General features: G+C 41.1%; 13 protein-coding genes and 5 tRNA genes. 15 read left to right on the forward strand and 3 right to left on the reverse strand.

Annotation, left to right across the window (positions count from 1 at the left end):
• Position 1: 1 nt before the first annotated feature.
• The 3 genes from AAA970_RS20310 (at position 2) to AAA970_RS20320 (ending at position 4132) form a co-directional block, all read left to right on the forward strand.
• Positions 2-2428, forward strand: coding sequence for a GumC family protein (locus tag AAA970_RS20310; RefSeq protein WP_338238727.1), 2427 nt, complete (start codon positions 2-4; stop codon positions 2426-2428).
• 63 nt (positions 2429-2491) lie between these two features.
• Positions 2492-3508, forward strand: coding sequence for a glycosyltransferase family 2 protein (locus AAA970_RS20315; RefSeq protein ID WP_338238728.1), 1017 nt, complete (start codon positions 2492-2494; stop codon positions 3506-3508).
• Positions 3509-3655: 147 nt separating this feature from the next.
• Complete coding sequence (locus AAA970_RS20320) at positions 3656-4132, forward strand: YchJ family protein (protein WP_338238729.1); 477 nt, start codon at positions 3656-3658, stop codon at positions 4130-4132.
• Positions 4133-4551: 419 nt separating this feature from the next.
• Here AAA970_RS20320 and AAA970_RS20325 read toward each other — a convergent pair whose 3' ends face one another.
• Entirely contained in the window at positions 4552-5001 is a 450-nt protein-coding gene (locus tag AAA970_RS20325) for an OmpH/Skp family outer membrane protein (protein ID WP_338238730.1), read from the reverse strand.
• 270 nt (positions 5002-5271) lie between these two features.
• Here AAA970_RS20325 and AAA970_RS20330 point away from each other — a divergent pair, with 270 nt between their 5' ends.
• Positions 5272-5790 carry an outer membrane beta-barrel protein gene (locus AAA970_RS20330; protein ID WP_338238731.1) on the forward strand — a complete coding sequence of 173 codons (519 nt, stop codon included), beginning with the start codon at positions 5272-5274 and terminating at the stop codon, positions 5788-5790.
• Between the two features lie 53 nt (positions 5791-5843).
• Here the strand turns inward: AAA970_RS20330 and AAA970_RS20335 are convergent, their stop codons facing one another.
• Entirely contained in the window at positions 5844-6668 is an 825-nt protein-coding gene (locus tag AAA970_RS20335; RefSeq protein WP_338238732.1) for a BadF/BadG/BcrA/BcrD ATPase family protein, read from the reverse strand.
• Positions 6669-6960: 292 nt separating this feature from the next.
• Between AAA970_RS20335 and AAA970_RS20340 the strand changes: the two genes are divergently transcribed.
• The 10 genes from AAA970_RS20340 to AAA970_RS20385 all read left to right on the forward strand — a co-directional run bounded on the left by AAA970_RS20340 (position 6961) and on the right by AAA970_RS20385 (position 16068).
• Positions 6961-7034, forward strand: a tRNA-Pro gene (locus tag AAA970_RS20340).
• A gap of 34 nt (positions 7035-7068) precedes the next feature.
• A tRNA-Pro gene (locus AAA970_RS20345) sits at positions 7069-7143 on the forward strand.
• Between the two features lie 24 nt (positions 7144-7167).
• Positions 7168-7257, forward strand: a tRNA-Ser gene (locus tag AAA970_RS20350).
• Positions 7258-7332: transfer RNA gene (locus AAA970_RS20355), tRNA-Pro, on the forward strand. It abuts the tRNA gene before it with no gap.
• A 120-nt stretch (positions 7333-7452) separates the two neighbouring features.
• Positions 7453-7527, forward strand: a tRNA-Val gene (locus AAA970_RS20360).
• A gap of 90 nt (positions 7528-7617) precedes the next feature.
• The gene (locus AAA970_RS20365) at positions 7618-8424 is read left to right on the forward strand and encodes a 1-acyl-sn-glycerol-3-phosphate acyltransferase (protein WP_060689421.1); all 807 of its coding nucleotides are present in this window, start codon (positions 7618-7620) and stop codon (positions 8422-8424) included.
• A gap of 1263 nt (positions 8425-9687) precedes the next feature.
• Positions 9688-10920, forward strand: coding sequence for an IS256 family transposase (locus AAA970_RS20370; protein WP_338238733.1), 1233 nt, complete (start codon positions 9688-9690; stop codon positions 10918-10920).
• 466 nt (positions 10921-11386) lie between these two features.
• Positions 11387-12916 (forward strand): C1 family peptidase, encoded by a 1530-nt coding sequence (locus tag AAA970_RS20375; protein WP_338238734.1) that lies wholly within the window; start codon positions 11387-11389, stop codon positions 12914-12916.
• A gap of 479 nt (positions 12917-13395) precedes the next feature.
• On the forward strand, positions 13396-14163 hold the full coding sequence (locus AAA970_RS20380; protein WP_338238735.1) for an enhanced serine sensitivity protein SseB C-terminal domain-containing protein: 768 nt from the start codon (positions 13396-13398) through the stop codon (positions 14161-14163).
• An 840-nt stretch (positions 14164-15003) separates the two neighbouring features.
• Positions 15004-16068, forward strand: a complete 1065-nt coding sequence (locus AAA970_RS20385) for an IS110 family RNA-guided transposase (RefSeq protein ID WP_338237572.1) — start codon at positions 15004-15006, stop codon at positions 16066-16068.
• Positions 16069-16560: 492 nt separating this feature from the next.
• On the opposite strand, the gene AAA970_RS20390 is transcribed toward AAA970_RS20385, so the two are convergent.
• Positions 16561-17097 (reverse strand): helix-turn-helix domain-containing protein, encoded by a 537-nt coding sequence (locus AAA970_RS20390; RefSeq protein ID WP_338238736.1) that lies wholly within the window; start codon positions 17095-17097, stop codon positions 16561-16563.
• A gap of 504 nt (positions 17098-17601) precedes the next feature.
• Here AAA970_RS20390 and AAA970_RS20395 point away from each other — a divergent pair.
• Positions 17602-18759, forward strand: a complete 1158-nt coding sequence (locus tag AAA970_RS20395; protein WP_338238737.1) for a hypothetical protein — start codon at positions 17602-17604, stop codon at positions 18757-18759.
• The last annotated feature ends 8 nt before the right edge of the window (positions 18760-18767 follow it).

Raw genomic sequence — 18767 nt, forward strand, 5'->3', positions numbered from 1 at the left:
TATGGGACAAATCATTAAAGGAGAAAGGCTAAATATTGGAGCACTTTTTCAACAAGCATTGCAACACTGGTACTGGTTCGCCATTTCCATTTCCATTTGCCTGGCGATCGCATTTTGGCACATATACACCTCTCCATTGGTGTTTGAGGTGGCGGCTAAAGTATTACTGATAGAAAAATCCGGAAACAAAGCTCCTGAAGACTTTATTAAGGGCATGGAGCTATTTAGTCAGGATACGGAATTGGAGGATGAAATAGGCCTCTTGGGTTCTTACACCATGGTCCAAAAAACCCTGAGACGTTTAGAAAAATTTGATATCTCCTACTTTCGAGGAAATCAATATAAAAAGAAAGAGCTTTACCGCACCAGCCCTTTTACGGTGGAGTTCGATCGGTCAAAACCACAGGTGGCCCAACAGTACGTTAATTTTATCGTCCTGGATGACCAAACCGTCAAGCTGTTTTATGACATTGAAAATGGTCCGCTGTACGATATGACCACCGAGCTGAAGACTAAAGAAAAGATAGAAAATGCCTCCTTCGAGGGAGAATTCCCGATTAATAAATGGTTCAGCAATGACTATTTTCGATTTAAAATCACCTTCCATGAAACAGATTTGAGTGATTATTATCAGGAACAATTCAGTTTCAGAATTAATCCTTTGCATAAAATGACGAAGGATTACAAAAATAAAACAAGTATTAACCCTATTTCGCAAGAGAGTAGCATAGTGGAAATCGGGATTCGGGGAGCCCTTCCGGAAAAAGATGTTGATTTTATCAATACCCTGATTCAGGTGTATCTGGAAACTGATTTGGAGAGGAAAAATGAACTGGGGCTCCAAACCATTAAGTTCATTGACGGCCAACTCGAAGGGGTGAGTGACTCCCTGAAAAGCGTGGAAAAGTCTTTGGAATCTTTCCGGTCCGACAATGAAATTCTGGACATTTCCACCACCTCCACCAATCTGTATGCTAAGCTTGACCGGTTAGAAACGGAACAGCGACAATTAAAATCAAAACTCAAGTATTATGAGTACATCTATGAATATCTAAATGCTTCCCAAAATGATTTTCAGGATATTGTAGCACCTTCTTCTATTGGTGTAGATGATCCGCTTTTAACCAATTTATTAATTGAGCTATCCCAGTTAAATCAGGAAAAAGCTGCCCTGGATTACAGCACGGAATCCAATAACCCTGTGGTCCAGCAAATCAATGCCAAAATCAAAAATGGTAAATCTGCTGTCAAGGAAAACGTCAGTAATATTATTTCAACCACAGAATTTGCTGTAAATGACCTGAACAAACAATTAGGGCAGATCAAAAAAACACTGAGCAAATTACCGGGCAATGAACGAGCATTGGTAAACATACAGCGGCAGTTCAATATTAATGATAATATCTACAATTACCTGCTGGAAAAAAGAGCTGAAGCCGGCATCGCCATTGCCTCCAATACTTCCAACAAAACGGTCGTTGACCAGGCCATGCTCAAAGGTGACTTCCCCGTAGCCCCCAAGCCCAAAATCACCTACCTGCTCGCCCTGTTTTTTGCGATTTTAATTCCCTTGGTAATCATTGTACTTCTGGATGCAGTGAATGACACCATTTCTTCTAAACAACAATTGGAAACATTAACCGAAATCCCCATCCTGGGCCAGGTGCCGGTGGGAAATAAAGAAATGCAAAAGACAGTTGCGGTGACCCACTATGCCCCGGACACAGTATTAGCAGAGGCATTCAGATCCATCAGGGTGAATCTACAATACCTCACTTTCAAAGAGGAGCATAAGATCATCGGGGTAACCTCCTCTATTAGCGGGGAAGGAAAAACCTTTTCCTCCCTGAATTTAAGTGTGGTGTTAGCACAGGCGGGAAAGAAGACCATCCTTATTGAGGGAGATTTAAGGCGACCAAAAATCGCCACCTATTGGACCGCCTCCAATTTTAGCACGCAAAAAGGACTGAGCAGTTTTTTAGTAGGTCAGCATGAGTTAAATGAAATTAAGCAAAAAACAGAAGTAGAAAATCTGGACGTAATCGTCGCGGGCCCCACACCGCCTAACCCCATTGATTTGATCTCCTCCAACCGGATGAATGATTTAATCGAGCAGTTAAAAGCGGAATATGACTATATCATTGTGGATACTCCTCCGCTTACTTTTGTGTCGGAATATATTATCCTTCGGAAATTGGTGGACAACACTATTTATGTCGTTCGTGCCAATTATACCAAAGCACAATTACTCGAAAAAATAAATGGACTTTTTCTAAAAAAACAAATCCAAAATATTTCCATTTTACTAAACTGTGTAAAAGCCGGATATTTTACTTCCGATCGGTACAAATCCTATGCTGCCAGTTATTCCAAAACCTATGAGAATAAAAACGGCAAAAAAGTAAAGCTCAAACAAAAAGTTAATTAGTCCCTCCCGCTTGATACAGGAGATCAAAAGGATTTTGGTATTTTTGTCAAAATCCTTTTTTTTATGCCACAACCCCTCGTTTCCTCTATTATTCCCTTTTACAATTCCGCTGAGACTTTAGCCCAAGCCATTGAAAGTCTGCTGCAACAGGATTATCCCCGTCAGGAAATCATTTTGGTAAACAATAATGCTGATCAGGCCAGTAGGCTAATAGCAAAAACTTATTCGGAACAGCACCCGCAAATTCACCTTTTTACAGAAAGCAGACAAGGGGTAATGTTTGCCTTCAATAAAGGGCTGGCCAATTCGAAAGGGGATTTTATCCTTCGACTCGACGCTGATGATATTGCCCTGCCCTCCCGGATCAGTGATCAAATACACTTCCTGCAGACCCAAGCTGATGTAGACCTCTGCAGCGGGCTCGTCCGGTTTGAAAAGGGGGAAATCCCCTCAGGAGGCTTTCAAAAATATGTGGATTGGGTGAATAGCATACAAACCGAAGAGGAAATCAAAAAAGCCATGTTTATTGAGTCCCCTATTGTAAACCCTTCCCTGATGTTCAGAAAATCCTCGCTTGATAAATTCGGTACCTATCGGGCCGGTAATTTTCCGGAGGATTACGAATTATTGCTACGCTGGCAGGAAAAGGGTGCCAAAATGGCCAAAACAGACAATCCGGTAATTATCTGGCGGGATTCCGCCAGCAGACTAACCCGCACTAATTTCAGATATACCGAAGAAAACTTCTATAAAATCAAAAGTGAGTATCTGATGCGACACCTGAAGCAAATACAGGCTACCGATAAAAAAATTATGATTTGGGGAGCAGGAAAAAAAACAAAACAGCGCATTCACTTCCTTAAAGCTTATGGTCTTGCAATTCACGGCTACATCGATGTAGACCCAAAGAAATGTGAAAAAGACCACAGCCTGCACTACCTGGAACTTCCCGATAAAACTTCAGAAGATCAGTTGTTTATTCTTTCCTTAATCGCCATTCCGGAAAGCCGGGAAAAAATCAAGCAGTTCTTGCTGAAAAAATCATACAAAGAGGGCCGTGATTTTATCCTTTTTGCTTAACCATACTGCTTTACCCCTTTTCCGCCAGTTCCAAAAATGGTATTATTCCGCTCTAATAAAAGAAAGAATGAAGCTTTGGACTAAAAACCGATCATTCTCATGGTGAATTGCCAGAAAAAGAAGATTTTTGCAAAAAAATAAAAGCTAATGAGTATGATTTGTCCTTGCGGAAGGCAACGCCTGTATGCAGATTGCTGTGGAAGATATATTGACGGAGAAACACCCGCTCCCACCCCTTTGGACCTGATGCGATCACGATATACTGCCCACGTAAAAGTTAATGTGGATTATATAACCAAAACCACATTACCGGAAAAACAGGGAGAAATCGATCAAAAAGCAGTTTTGGACTGGGCCTACAAAACGGAATGGAGCGGACTGGAAATAGTTTCCACCAATGATGGTCCGGAAGAAAATGAGGGCGTAGTGGAGTTCAAGGCCTACTATAAAGACGCAGGAAAAACCAAACAACACCATGAACGTTCAATTTTTGAAAAACGTGACGAGCAATGGTATTATGTTGGCGGAGCTATCAATCCAAAAGCCAAAAGCGATCGGGTAATGCGAAATGAACCTTGCCCCTGTGGCAGTGGTAAAAAATATAAAAAATGTTGTGGTAAATAGTGCCAACAGCGCAAAATCCTAAGTCCAGGTTCAGGCTAGCATCGTATATAAAATAAACAAGGAAATGTCCAGAATGGACATGTGTAGATCAGGTCTAATTTTGGATATTAGTGTACAACATAAATTTTTAAAGAGATGGTAGTTTTTAAATTTTTAGGATTTCTCGCGCTCACCATTTTTTTGCTGATTTGTTTTACTGGAGGACTTGGATGGATTCAGGACTCCCTACACAGAATCAACAAAAAGCTACATCAACACTAAAGGCTTGGAGGAACAAGCGCAAAAAAAGAGGCTGTCTCATAAATCGAGATAGCCTCTTTTTTTGTCTATAATGCAAGTACCCTCCTAAGAGCGTGTTTTAAAATATGCTTTTCTCCAAGACCGGACTTTACTTTTGAGAAGGCCTTTTTTTATTTATTTTAGAATCTCTCGAGCACCTCCTGCGTCAGGTCATATTCCTCTGCTCCACTCAACATAAAAACCGTCCCCCGCACCTTGGCAGTAAAAATATGGGTAAATCCTTCTTTTTGGGCGATATCTTTAATAAAAATGTCCACCTTATTATACACCGGCTGAAACAAGGATTGCTCTTTTTCTATAATGGCCATTTGGGTACTACCATCCATTGCAATGAGTTGCTTACGCATTTCCTCCACCTGTGCTTCTCTGGTTTTCACAATACTATCATTGAAGGTCTCCCGGTATTTTTCCAAGCTAATAATGGCCTCCTGATACTCCTGCATCTTCTTTGCCCTTTTCTCTGCAATCTGACGTTTAAATAATTCTAACTCGGCCTGAATCAAACTAAAGCCATTGTGGTGTTCCAATACAAAATCCACATCAACATATCCCACCTTTACCTGCGCCATGGAAATTTGGCTATATCCAATAAGAAATAAAGAAAAAAGGAAAATTTTCAATCTCAACATAATATCCAACTGATTCAGGCCACAAAATAAAACGGCTTTTTGAGGAATAAAAACGCCACCTAAATAATTGACTATTTCAAAGAAATATTTTACACATCATCTTTAGCTAATCAATTCATTATTAGACCTTTTCAAATAATTATTTTTTCATCCTTGCCTCAAACAAATCCTTTTCAATTCTATTTTTTAAGCAAAATCAAATAGAATTTTATGAAACCTATACTACTGTTAATTAGCTGCTTGATATTGAGCATGTCTGCATGGGCACAAGAGGAACAAAACAGTGTACCCCAGATTGAAAATATCACCAACGCCAGTATCACGGCAGGTAGCCTAAGGTTAGGAATGGATTTAAATTTAGCTATTGAACCCGGTTCGGTTGATCAATTTGGATTCTTAATGGAAATCAATTATTTCTTATTTAACAACTTTGCCGTAGGCGGGGAATTCGTTTACAGAGATACAGACTTTTCAAATTCAACCTTTAAAATTGGTGGCAACGTACGATATTATTTGATGTTTACTAATGCACTTGGTTTGGTAGGTAAGGCTTCCCTGGGCTTCGCACAAAACGATCCTTCGGGAGAGGAGGGTACAAAAAATGGTTTATATTTTAATTTAAGACCAGGTGTAACCTATTTCATCTCAGAAAGAGTAAATATTGAAACGACCGTTTCTCCAACCTTTTCTGATTTCGGGCTCACCTTCGCCTGGTTCATCGGAAAATAAAAATAATAATCTCCCCCTAGTAAAGGTCGCCTTGACTCCCCGTCAGGTGGCCTTTAATTTTGTCCCACAATTTTTGCAGCACCTATGGCTGTAGCCACTTCCGCATGCTTCGGGACGATGTAAGACCGGCCATAAAGCTGAGACAATTTATCAAAAACGGAGGCAGCATAACCAAGCGTAGGCAATTTTCCCGTTAGGATAATTTTATTGGTATCATAGGCCATGGCGTGGGCATTGGCTAATACCCCGGCAGATTGAAATATCATATTCAATATCGCTAAAGCAAAGTCTTCGGGTTTAGCGGAATCTTTACATTTCCCAAAATTAGAGGCGGTCAGATCATCCGGCAGGCCATCAATATTACCATTAACAATATCACCGACCAATAAATCCACCTTTCTAAGATCCCCTTTTTCAGCTAATTCCTGAAGTAAATCCAAATCGGAAATGCCGAGCATTTTATGGGAAAGTCCCATCAAGGTCCCCCCTCCAATACCACTCCCCCCGGCATGATCAATGTGAGCCCCGTCTACCCGAACCAAAGCGGTTCCGGTTCCCATACTCACCACTAAAGCCTTTGATTCCTTAGATAAAAACTGTCCCCCTCGGCCAATAGCTTCAAACTCACTGATTTTCTGCAACGGCAAGCCAAGGAGATGATCCGTGAAAAAAGTAGACCCTACGCCCGTCATACCCACCCCGGCCACATCTGCCAGACTAAGCCCTTCCTGTTGAATAAATTTGCCCAAAGCCCCTGCCGCACTAGTGATGGGATCCGAAGCCCTAACACTTACGGGAGCCAACATCCTATCCCCCTTGAATGCCACCAAATCCGTAGTGGTGCCTCCAAGGTCAATTCCAATCATAAACTTCGCCATGGGATTATAGAGTTTTTGAAAAGGGGAAGTTAACGGGAAAGAAAATATCATCCAACAAAAAAAGAAAATGCTGAATGTATCCGCTAGCCGGAGCAAAACAATTAACAAAAGGCGCCTCTGAAAAGGCCTTATTACTTCTTGCCAGAATTTCTTGAAAAAAATTTATCTTTTTTTTTCGACCTAAGTAGGTGATTTTTCGTCTTTTATTGCGCTTGATAATCTTCATTGCCTTTTGGCTCCGGTAATTCCCTTGTTTTTTTGAAATTATTAGGCCTATATTTGTAGCCTAGTTCGGGATGTGGCGCAGTCAGGTAGCGTACATGCATGGGGTGCATGGGGTCGCTGGTTCGAATCCAGTCATCCCGACGAACAAATAAAAAAGTATCTTCGGATACTTTTGCGGGGTGTAGCGTAGCCCGGTCATCGCGCCTGCTTTGGGAGCAGGAGGTCGCAGGTTCGAATCCTGCCACCCCGACCGAGATTTTTCTTGAAAACCAATGGAGAGTTGGGTGAGTGGCTGAAACCACCAGTTTGCTAAACTGACGTACTGGAAACGGTACCGGGGGTTCGAATCCCCCACTCTCCGCCACGGGGTGTAGCGTAGCCCGGTCATCGCGCCTGCTTTGGGAGCAGGAGGTCGCAGGTTCGAATCCTGCCACCCCGACTGTTCCGCAGCAATTTGTTTGTTGTCGGTTCGTTGAGACAGTACATTCTCTGTCTCAAAAAAAAGATAAGATTCGTCTTGTCTCCCAAGTAAAGACAAGGCATCCCTTGTCTCAACAAAGGGCTCTTAGCTCAGTTGGTTCAGAGCACCTGCCTTACAAGCAGGGGGTCGCTGGTTCGAATCCAGCAGGGCCCACATTTTCTTGAAGACACGAAAAGGCATATCCATTTTGGGTTTGCCTTTTTTTATTTTGAGCAAAAAAATTAAAACCTTAGCGCAGGAACGATGCAGCACGAAATCATAAAAACCGCCGAAGTTCAAAAGAGCATGAAGCTTCCTTTATGGCTCACTAAGTGGGTGATGAAGGTGACCAAAATCAAAGACCTGAACAAGCTCTATGACAGTTGCTATCCCGCTGCCGGCATTGATTTGATGAATGCGGCGCTGGATTACAATAAGACCAATCCGGTATTTTCAGAGGAAGAAATGGCTAAAATCCCACAAGAGGGGGCTTTCATTACGGTCAGCAACCACCCCTTCGGGCTTTTAGATGGCATCATGATCATCGCGGTGATCGGCAGAAAGCGTAAGGATTATAAAGTGATCGCGAACTATCTGCTTTCGATGATGGAGCCGCTGAAAGACTGCTTTATTTCTGTTGACCCCTTCGAAGGGAAAAACAGAAAGTCAGGCATGGGCGCTTTTCAAAGGTCCCTGCAAAGGATAGAGGCCGGGCATCCTATCGGTATTTTCCCGGCAGGAGAAGTGGCCACTACCTATGATGGCAATAAAGAAGTAACGGACCGCCCCTGGAGCTTATCTTCCATGCGTCTGATTAAGAAGGCCAATGTACCCGTAATCCCTATTCATTTTGGAGGCTACAACAGTCCATTATTTCACTTTCTGGGGAAAATTCACCCAATGCTGAGGACAGTAGCCATTCCCTCGGAGTTTTTCAAAAAGTCACATCAGGATGTAAGATTCAGTATTGGAGACCCGATTCCTGCTGAAGTGATTCAAAATATGGACAAGCCTGATGAGATCAGAACCTTCCTCCGATCGAAAGTATTTGAACTGGAAAAGAAAAAATAAAACCTATAAAAATCGCCTTTCTATCATGGAGAGGCGATTTTTTTTTGACTATAAATTTTATTTTTGTTTAAATCCTTATGCCTTCACTTATATAGTAAGAGACTGAATATTAACCCTTTGAATTAAAAGAAAACCAAACCCACAACTCCCTAATAAGCAGTGGATTACCAGCCGACTTCTTGGAATTATCGAAAGGAAACAATGTTATACATCAGCAACAACGACTTGCTCCATGTTTATTTTCATTATCTTCATCAAATATAAATATTTGAATCAACACAAAGCCTAATCATACCTTATCTGACTAAATTTTAACTATTTACACAAATATCATCGGATATTTATTTTCATTTATTGAACTATTTTTTAAATTAAAAGCACAAGATCACATCAACCATTACTTTTATGTCTCGCTTTCAATTTTTATTTTTTTCTGGTTTCATATTTTTCCTGGCCTTTTGTTTAAATCGTGTCATGAATACCCGGCCGGCCCTGGCTAACAACGAAGGGCTTACCATAATATTGGGCTTTCTGTTGATTTTTGGTGGAGCCTTATTCTTTAGTGTTTTCAGAACAAAGAAATCCTAAAGAAGACGAGGTTTTGCACCAATTACACCTATATTGTTAGCTCAAAAGATACCCTTAAGGAGATCCTTCAGCAGGGAAAGGGAATTTTGGTTTAGAAATCCATGGACTGTTGCCATCCTCTCCTTAATCCGAACACTAACACCCTGACAATTTGATACCCGATCCAGATGCAGGGACAATTAGTGATAGGCTCCCCTTTGCCTTGCGCCAAAGCTCAACCAGCTCGATTACGCATTGCATTAAATCCAATATTACCGAAGCGGTAGAAAAATCAAAGCCCTCTTCGAAACTTCCAATATTTAAAGATTTATCTTTCAGTAAAAAGAATTACTTGATTTAAGAGCTTGAATTGTTCATCTCATTTTCTAAATCTATGAAAAAATTGGTTTAGGCTAAACGTAGGAAAATCGCCCCTAAAGGGAAAAATATGTTTTATCAAAACAGAATCAATATATAATAACCTATGAAGTAGCTCAATAAAATTTACTATGCTTTAAGCCTAATTATTCACTGATAAATTTATTGAATCAAGTCAAGTAAGCTTATAATCAGATCATTACAGGAACTTTTCTTTGATTTTGAGATATGCCCGAAAGTGGTGTTTGGGGGTTGAAAAATAGCGGCAAAATTGGTTGATTTAAATGCGAATAAAAAACTAACCAAAAATTTGCCACCATGAGCGAAATTAATCAAATCCCACCGATTACGGAAACAACTCACGATCTATTAACAGAGACGATTCGGGCGGGAGCTAAAGAAATCATACGCCTTGCGGTTGAGGCGGAGTTAGAGGAATATTTAAAGCAATTCCGCGACCTTAAAACTGATGATGGAAAAGCCGCAGTAGTCCGAAACGGTCATTTGCCGGAACGAGAAGTTCAGACAGGTATTGGCCCCGTAACGGTCAGAGTTCCAAAGATTCGTTCCAAAACAGGAGCCCCGGTTTCATTCCAATCGGTTCTGGTTCCGCCATATGTTCGAAAATCGAAATCCCTGGAGGCTGCGATACCCTGGCTTTACCTCAAGGGGATTTCAACAGGAGAAATGAATGATGCCTTAGAGGCGCTCTTAGGCCCCGGAGCCAGCGGTTTGTCTTCTAGCACTATTTCCCGTTTAAAAACAGAATGGGGAAAGGAATACGATGTCTGGCGAAAAGCCTCTTTAGAAGATAGAGAGTGGGCTTATATTTGGGTTGATGGCATCTACAGTGGTCTGAGGAAGGAAGATGATAAACTTTGTGCACTGGTCGTTATTGGAGTTGACGGTCAAGGCAGGAAGCATTTTTTAGCGATTGAAGATGGGATCAGAGAGTCAAAACAAAGCTGGAAAGAGGTATTACTCGAACTGAAACACCGCGGTATGAATGCGCCTAAATTAGCGATTGGTGATGGGGCGCTGGGCTTTTGGGCAGCACTAGAAGAAGAGTTCCCCAAAACAAAGGCACAACGTTGCTGGATGCATAAAACCGGCAATGTTTTGAATTGCTTTCCCAAATCGGCTCAACAAAAGGCTAAGGACAAAATCCATCAAATATGGGTGGCCGAAACCAAAGATGAAGCAGATAAAGCATTTGACTTATTCATAGACACTTATGAAGCAAAGTATCCGAAAGCTGTAATTTGTTTACAAAAAGACCGTGATGAATTGCTGAATTTTTACGACTTTCCCGCCGAACATTGGCAAAGCATCCGAACCACCAATCCGATAGAGTCCGCTTTTGGGACGATCAGACATCGTACGAAGCGATCAAAGGGTTGCCTGGATCGGGACGGAATGCTCCATATGATATTCAAACTCGGCATGTGTGCGGAGAAAAACTGGAATCGAATACGGGGCTATAAAACCATTGAAAAAGTAATCAGAGAAGTTAAATTTAAAGACGGCGAAGAGATCAAACAGGCCGCTTAACTTCGACCTCCTGAACACCACTTTTGGGCATAGCTCTTTGATTTTAAGTAGCCCACATTTGGATGATTTGCTTTTTCCTCAGACAACTGCTTTGTTAGCAAAATCTCAAAACAGGAACTTCCCCTTCCAGCTCCCAGCCACCTCTCGGCTTTACACCTATTTAGTCTATTAAACGAAATATCATTCGGAGACAGCATTGAAGAGGACTCCTGGCAAACCTATTTTAAAAGCTTTATTATCCATGTTGACCTCTTTTCGAAATAAGTTGTCGAAGTAATATTTATAGATTTTTATGAAACCACTCATAATCCGACAGGCTCCCCGCTAAAAGAAGATGTAGCATGAATAATCCGGGATAAACCGCAATTCGCCAAAAAAAAGATTCAAAAAGACGTCAATCCCCCCTCTTTTTCAAACAGCCCCGCCCACTAAAGCTTTATCCTAATGAGAATCAAAATCAACTGCTATGCCCATAAGAATGCGTAAAGACCCGGATCAACCCAATAACTCAGGCGGAGGAGGGAATTACCGGGGAAGGTCCGGCGGAGGACGGGGAATCATCTCCATGTTACTGCCCTTGCTAATTCGGAATCCAAAGTTATTAATCCCGCTATTATTGATCTTTGGGGCCATTTATTTCTTCGGGGGGAAAGAAACTGCAGTCAATGTGGCTTCCATGGTATTCTCAACTGGCGCTACACTTGATCCTGTGCAATTTGACCGGGCCAAAATTTATGAGCCCATTATTAATGATCCTTCCAACCCTTTACCGGTAAGAGTGAGCCTTGCACAATACGCTCCTCAACGATTGAATCAGGGGCAACAAGGCAGTTGCGTAGCCTGGTCAAGTGCCTATGCGGCCCGCACCATATTGGAAAGTTCCGCCAGCGGAAAAGATCCCAACACCGTGCGATTCAGCCCTTCTTTTTTATACAACCAGATAAAACTACAGGGCTGTCAGGGTTCCTATATCATCCGGGCCATGGAAAAAATGACAGAACAAGGCTCCGTCCCCTACAGTGACTTTGCCTATACGGATGAAAATTGTAATAATATGCCGGACCAATCTTTGATCCAGCAGGCAGGGCAATTTAAAATGAAGGGATTCAACCGGCTGACTAAAGGAGATAACGTGCAGGCACTTGATTTGAACGGTATCCGTCAGAACCTTGCCCAGGGCGCTCCTGTGGTCATTGGAATGATGGTGGGCGGCAGCTTCATGACGGATATGAAAGGCAAAAATAAATGGACCCCTCAAGAGCGCGACTATCAGATGGCCGGATTTGGAGGCCACGCCATGGCAGTGATTGGCTATGATGACGAAATGGATGGAGAAGGCGCTTTCCAAATTATGAACAGCTGGGGTGACGATTGGGGCAATAATGGCCTGGCCTGGGTGAGCTATCGAGATTTTATGTATTTCACCAAAGAAGCCTACGCCCTCTTTCCCATGGGGCGGAGGATTGACAATCCTGAAAAATTTGAAATGCGAATCGGCCTCCTCCTTAATACACAAAAACAATACATCCCTCTCACAAAAGAAAATGATTTTACCTACCGGACCCAAAGCCCATTAACTCCGGGCACTTTATTTAAAATAGAGGTCACCAATAATCTGGATTGCTATACCTATGTTTTCGGTCAGGAAACCGATGGCAGCTCCTATGTCCTTTTTCCTTATACCGAAAAGCACTCTGCCTATTGCGGAATTGTGGGAACGCGACTTTTCCCAAGAGATTATTCTATGGAATTGGATGATTTAGGCCGACAAGATAAAATGGCCATCATTGTAAGTAAACAAGCCTTAAACTATAAGCAATTGAATAACGCCTTTAATCAGGCCAAGGGAAATGATTTTGAAGATAAAATCCAAAATGCTTTACAAAATGAAATCATCACGGATTTCCAATCCTCGGCAGGGAAGCAGGTCAGCATAGTGGCCAACAGCCCTCAGAAAAATACCCTGGCCATCGTTATCGCCATTGATAAGGAATAAAAAACTGATATACAAATGGCCTAGAGCGTATTTAAAAGCCAAAATTCGTGGCGAAAATTGAAGTATCGCTTCCAATAATTTGAATTTGCAGCCGGATAGTGTGCTATTAAACATGCGCTTAATGTCAAGGCGGAAAAAAAGGAAGGAATAGTAATTTATTCTGGTTTTTTCCAAGCAAGCTAAGGAATAAGGAAGGGGAAAGCTAAGCCCCATTAGGTTTATTACAAGTCCTCAATATCACCCAAAACATACTGATAAAAAGCATTTTTAGCGCAACTTCCTTAACCCAATGGTGAATAATTCGGATTAATTTTCATTTTATAAAAATAAAAGAAAGAGATATAAAAGAGCTGATTTTAAATCGTTTAATGCACTATAATGCTGCCCAGGAATATCCCAAGCCGATAACCCCGGGTGGCAATAAGCGTAAATAAAAAAATAATGTTTAAATTTGGCCTACGCATAAATTTTTTATCTGAATGAAAGATCACCAGTCTTCTTTTCCTAATGATCAATTCCCAATAGAGGAAAGCTTGATCCTTGCGGCGAAAGACAAATCATATATCAATCAATTTTATCAGGATCTGCTGGAAAACGAAGTGTTGGTCATAACGGGCCTTGGGAAAAAACAGCAAGAAAGCCCCAAACAAGTGGCCAAAGGTGAGCAAATCAACCTACTGACATTTAGCGATGGCCGCTTACCCATCTTCACTTCTCCGAACCGTATCATGGAGGGCGATCACTTTATTGACAAGGTCAATTTTATGCCGATGTCGGTGAAAGACCTTCATGAGATGTTGCCTAAGACCACTTTCATCCTGAACCCTTTCTCCGATATTGGTAAGGAAATGTTACCTTTGGAGATTGAAGACCTGCTGGCCGGGAAAATTTTCGGTGAACATCAGGAAGTGCAAATGGAAGCCGATGAGGATGATCAGGTGCGCATCGGAATTCCTAAAGATATACCGGAAGGGATGAAGGAAAAGCTCTCTTTCATGCTTCAGAATGAAAAAGGTATTCGCGCCTATCTTGCCGTTTACTACACGAAGGAAGAGGAAGAATTTCCCCATTGGCTATTGGCTCTGGAACATGAAGGGGATCTGGAAAAAATCGCCAATCTTGCCGGCCCGATAATGAAGGCGCACCTACCGGAAAACTGCAATATTGAGTTTCTGGAATTGAATCAAGAAAATGCTGCGATGGTTAGCTTTTTTGAAGAGAAGGCAAAACCTTTTTTTAAGCGATAAAATCTCATCCCTATCATAAGGGGTGATTTAAAATTATACAGCGTTCCGGAGTTTTGTTTCTTGATGAGGCAGAACTCTTTTTTTGGCTTTGATGAAGAGAACAGGATTGATTTTCAAGATTTGCTCAAGGGAATCAAATTTCTACCTGCTAATTTAACCCGAATTATTCACCGCTAAATTTAGTGAACCACTATAAATACCTATATTTCAGTGCTTTCTGGTTAGTTTTATCGAATTATCAATAGCCCAAATTTGGACAAGCTTGCCTTCTCCTCATTCATCTGCTTCGTTGGAAAAAACTCGAAATAAGAAACTATTCCTTCATTTTTTCCGCCTAGCAGCTAAACGAGGATTGAAGCATGAATAATTCCGGTTAAATGAGAAGTTCACCCCATTTAACGCGAATATTCAAGGCAAAATTTAGCGCGTGTTTAAAAGCCAAAATTCGCAGCAAAAATTTGAATTCCAGAAACGATACCCGATTATATTTAGAGAATAGCAGCATTATTGTTGAGCAATAATCCAAAATCGCTATCAATAATTTAAAACTGGATGCTGTGTTTTTAAACACGCTCTCATATCTTGACTTCTATAAAGCAGATAACGAAATAATTCAATTTTCATTATATTATAGCTTGTCAGCAAAAAGGAGTAAGAACATACGCTCAAAAGATGGCATTATTGTCAATCTAGCAATTTAGGAAATCCCCTTTTTGCCCAAGCTTTAGAGTTAGAACAGTACCTAAGAACGTGGGAACTTGCCCTCGATTCAGTATCAATCATGAGAAAAGACGATGAAGATTGGTGACAAATTGAGTATTTATTAAATCGTAAAGGACTATGGAAATCAAGTATGTAGCAGGCGTTGATATCGCCAAATCAGATTTTAAGGTCAGCCTGGTTTTAGGTTTCTCGGATCGTGAGCCAAAGGTTTTAGGCAGTAGAAAATTTAAAAATACGGAAAAAGGCTTTGATGAATTAGTTTCGTGGGCTGCTAAGAAATGTAAATTGGATTTGCCTTTAAGCTTTGTCATGGAAGCCACGGGAAATTACCATGAGAAGCTCGCCTGGTACTTAAATCTGAATTCGCACCGTGTGAGTGTTGTACTGGCGAATCGGGCAAAATCCTATATGAAAAGCATCGGGCATAAAACTAAGAATGATAAAATGGACGCCAAAGGTTTGGCCTTCATGGGTGCTTTTCAACATTTGAAAGAATGGGAGCCGATGAGTAAAGGCCTCTACCAGCTAAGGGAACGTACCCGCTTATTGGAAGATTTGCTAAAGGTAGAAACAAGCTTGAAAAATAGAATGGAGCATGCCAAGCACACGATGATCATTGTCGAAGATGCCCAGCAATGCCTGCAAGAGGCGATTGATGCGATAGAAACACAAATTTCTAAGTGCAGAGAGCAGATTAAAGAAGTGGTTCAGAAGGATTCAGAATTAGCCCGAAAAACCGAATTCTTAACTTCCATCAAAGGGATCGGCCCCATCACAGCAGCTACCATAATTGCAGAAACTAACGGATTCTTGTTGTTTGAAAACCTACGGCAACTTACCAGCTATGCAGGATATGATGTTCAGGAAAATCAGTCTGGTCAAAAAGAGGGAAGGACTTCAATCAGTAAAAAGGGAAATTCACACATTAGAAGAATTCTACATATGGCAGCATTGAATGTCGTTAAGCATGAAAAGGGCGCATTTAAAGCGCTTCAGGAACGGATCTATAAAAAGACAAATATCAAAATGAAAGGGTATGTGGCCGTGCAGTCCAAATTATTAAGGATAATGTATACCCTCTGGCACAATGAACAGCCTTATGACAATCAATATCATCGAAATTGTGCCAGGACAGTCGAAGGCGATCCAAGTCAATTGATCGTGGAACAGAAGGTTGCCTAAGGAAAAACGGGAAGTGCCCCCATCTACGGGCGGGCATAGAAGCAATCGGCAATCTTTAACCATTGATCCGATAATCAATCCCTAAGAACAACTATAGGCTTGCCAATAACAATCTTTAGGATTTAACCTGAAGATAATAATAAAAGGGATAATCCCCCTTAAAATGGAAGTAGCTGCCTTAAAAAAAGACAGCTACAGAAGGTAGACGTAAACGCCTCCTTTGAATTTCAAATATATTAAAATAATTCAATTCAAAAAATTGCTTTTTTAGACAGTACCTAAGTCAATTATTTACCACACCAATTTACAGCAAAAACAGCCGAGAAATAGACAAAATCTAATCCTGAAATCAATAGCCCATTGATGCTGATCCTTGCTTACGACAAAAACGAAAATCACACTATAATTAGTATTAAATCCTGAAATTCGAGCTTTGCCTCCCCCTTAACAACCCCTTTATTCCTATCCTAAAAAATCAGCAGCAGAGATTTATCAAGAATTGCCCTCTTTGCCCAACCACTGGATCAGCTCACGATTCGAGGCTAACAAAGCTTCCATCACCTCCATCAGGTTTTCATATTCATCTGCCATTTTCTTCACATCGTCAGAGATCAATTTATGGTTGGCCATTTTAAATCTATGAAACTGACGAAAGCCCTCTAGAATTTTATGCATATCATCGGACTGGCTAATGAATCGCTCCATTCGTTTTTTATTATCAATCAGCTCAGTGATCATATGCTCCCGAGCCTCTCCTTCCCCCAAAGCTACCTCAGATTTGGGCCCTTCAATATTCTCCAACTCTTCCTGTATTGCCGCAATATTGGTAAAATCCTTTTCAAGGATGTCAATAATTTCAACATTAAAGAATTTACAGATGCGAACTAAATTTTCGATTTTAGGCTCTGCAGTACTTTTTTCGTAAGAGGCTATATTTCCGCGATTTAATCCAATTTGTTTAGCCAATTGCTCCTGGCTCAATTTTGCCTGTCTCCTTAAAAATTTCAGATTGTCCGCAAATATTTTCATGTACTGTCTACTACTAAAATGACCTTTTAAAGTACAAAAATAGAGAATTTAATTGGAATATGATTATTGTCAGCTTTGTAATTATTTTGTCCTGAGAAAATTTTTTGTAAAAAATATTTACTACTTTTGCGCCAGTCATCGGAAAAATGATAAAATTATTATCAAACCTAGTAGTCATTATCCATTTATAGCCCCTCGGTCTTAGAACAAAGACCTTTGATGACGTTTGGCGAACATTATGTATTATCATAATTCTCATCAGCAGCACAATCATCCCTTCTGCCATGAAGAAACCGTGGCAATTGGATTTTTTTTATTGAAAATTTCCAAAAAAATTTTTCACCCATAAGGGAATAATGTTGTTTTTTTTCGCCTTTAACAAATTATTCTTTATACAATTTTTGTTGAACCCCTGTGGTTAAACAACACCTTTCCCACGGGAATCAGCGCATATGTTCATTTGGTTTACATTTTCTTTTTTGTAAACCAACATTAATTATTTATATGAATTTTAAATCATTACCATTCTTATTTCTCTTTTTATTGACCACTATCCTGAGTTTTGCTCAGGACAAGCCTGAATTGCATGTTGGCGGTGCCTTACGCTTTAATTACAATTACTCCAACTGGAAAACCGACCACCAGAAAAAGGGCGGTGAGTTCGGAATGGATGTATTTCGTTTGAATGCCAAGGCTTCCTACAAAGGCATCCGATTAGACGCCGAATACCGTTTTTACTCTTCGGCCTTTGGCGGTGCTATGCTAAAGCAGGGTTGGTTGGCCTATGATCTTTCTGAAGTGAATGAAATCCAGTTAGGTTTAACCCAGGTGCCTTTTGGAAACACCACTTACAATTCCAACAACTGGTTCTTCTCCATCAATTATTATGTTGGTTTGGAAGATGACCACGACATGGGTTTTAAATACAGCCATAAAGGCGAAAAGTGGGAATACGACATTGCCTTCTTTAAAAATGCGGAAGAATTAACCTTTGGAGATGGGACCGACCTGGACAACAGCCGATATGCTTACGATGTAAGTTCGATTGACCTGGGCAACGGATTGCAGTACCGAAACAAAGAAGCCAATACCTTCAATGGTAAGCTTTCCTATAATATTGAAGGGAGCGAAAGTAAGCACAAAATCGGTGGTTCTGTACAGTACGGTGGTATTTACAACCTGGATACGGAAGAAATGGGTGACCACTACGCCGTAGCCCTGCACTATATGATGGACTGGAAACGCTTTAACTTCAAAGCGCAGGCATCTCACTACAATTATAATACCGCTGGCCCGGACACGGATTCCAAAGACCTGATTGCCATGGGAGCTTATGGTGCGCCTTATTTGGTAGCAGCAGAGGCATCTCTATACACTGCAGGCATCGCCTACACTCAGCCAGTAGCATGGGGGCCGGTATCCTCATTGATGTTCTACAATGACTTCGGCTGGATGAACAAAACCGTAGAAGATTTCGCAGATGCCTACCAAAACGTAACCGGAGTATTAGTAACCGCCGGATCCGTTTTCACCTATATTGACTTAGCTGCCGGAAAAAACCAACCTTGGTTAGGCCCTGACTGGACCGATGGTTTAGGTGCCGGTAACCCTGATGCAGACTGGACCTTTCGTTTTAACATAAACGTTGGATACTATTTCTAAATCCTGAA

It is taken from the genome of Persicobacter diffluens (assembly GCF_036244895.1).
In the GTDB taxonomy this organism is placed as follows: domain Bacteria; phylum Bacteroidota; class Bacteroidia; order Cytophagales; family Cyclobacteriaceae; genus Persicobacter; species Persicobacter diffluens.

Bases quoted from the DNA above. Each gene is read 5' to 3' on its own strand.
- AAA970_RS20370 (WP_338238733.1), top strand. From the start codon at position 9,688: ATGAGCGAAATTAATCAAATCCCACCGATTACGGAAACAACTCACGAT.
- AAA970_RS20315 (WP_338238728.1), top strand. From the start codon at position 2,492: ATGCCACAACCCCTCGTTTCCTCTATTATTCCCTTTTACAATTCCGCT.
- AAA970_RS20365 (WP_060689421.1), top strand. From the start codon at position 7,618: ATGCAGCACGAAATCATAAAAACCGCCGAAGTTCAAAAGAGCATGAAG.
- AAA970_RS20325 (WP_338238730.1), bottom strand. From the start codon at position 5,001: ATGGCGCAGGTAAAGGTGGGATATGTTGATGTGGATTTTGTATTGGAA.
- AAA970_RS20320 (WP_338238729.1), top strand. From the start codon at position 3,656: ATGAGTATGATTTGTCCTTGCGGAAGGCAACGCCTGTATGCAGATTGC.
- AAA970_RS20335 (WP_338238732.1), bottom strand. From the start codon at position 6,668: ATGGCGAAGTTTATGATTGGAATTGACCTTGGAGGCACCACTACGGAT.
- AAA970_RS20380 (WP_338238735.1), top strand. From the start codon at position 13,396: ATGAAAGATCACCAGTCTTCTTTTCCTAATGATCAATTCCCAATAGAG.
- AAA970_RS20385 (WP_338237572.1), top strand. From the start codon at position 15,004: ATGGAAATCAAGTATGTAGCAGGCGTTGATATCGCCAAATCAGATTTT.
- AAA970_RS20330 (WP_338238731.1), top strand. From the start codon at position 5,272: ATGAAACCTATACTACTGTTAATTAGCTGCTTGATATTGAGCATGTCT.
- AAA970_RS20390 (WP_338238736.1), bottom strand. From the start codon at position 17,097: ATGAAAATATTTGCGGACAATCTGAAATTTTTAAGGAGACAGGCAAAA.
- AAA970_RS20375 (WP_338238734.1), top strand. From the start codon at position 11,387: ATGCCCATAAGAATGCGTAAAGACCCGGATCAACCCAATAACTCAGGC.
- AAA970_RS20310 (WP_338238727.1), top strand. From the start codon at position 2: ATGGGACAAATCATTAAAGGAGAAAGGCTAAATATTGGAGCACTTTTT.
- AAA970_RS20395 (WP_338238737.1), top strand. From the start codon at position 17,602: ATGAATTTTAAATCATTACCATTCTTATTTCTCTTTTTATTGACCACT.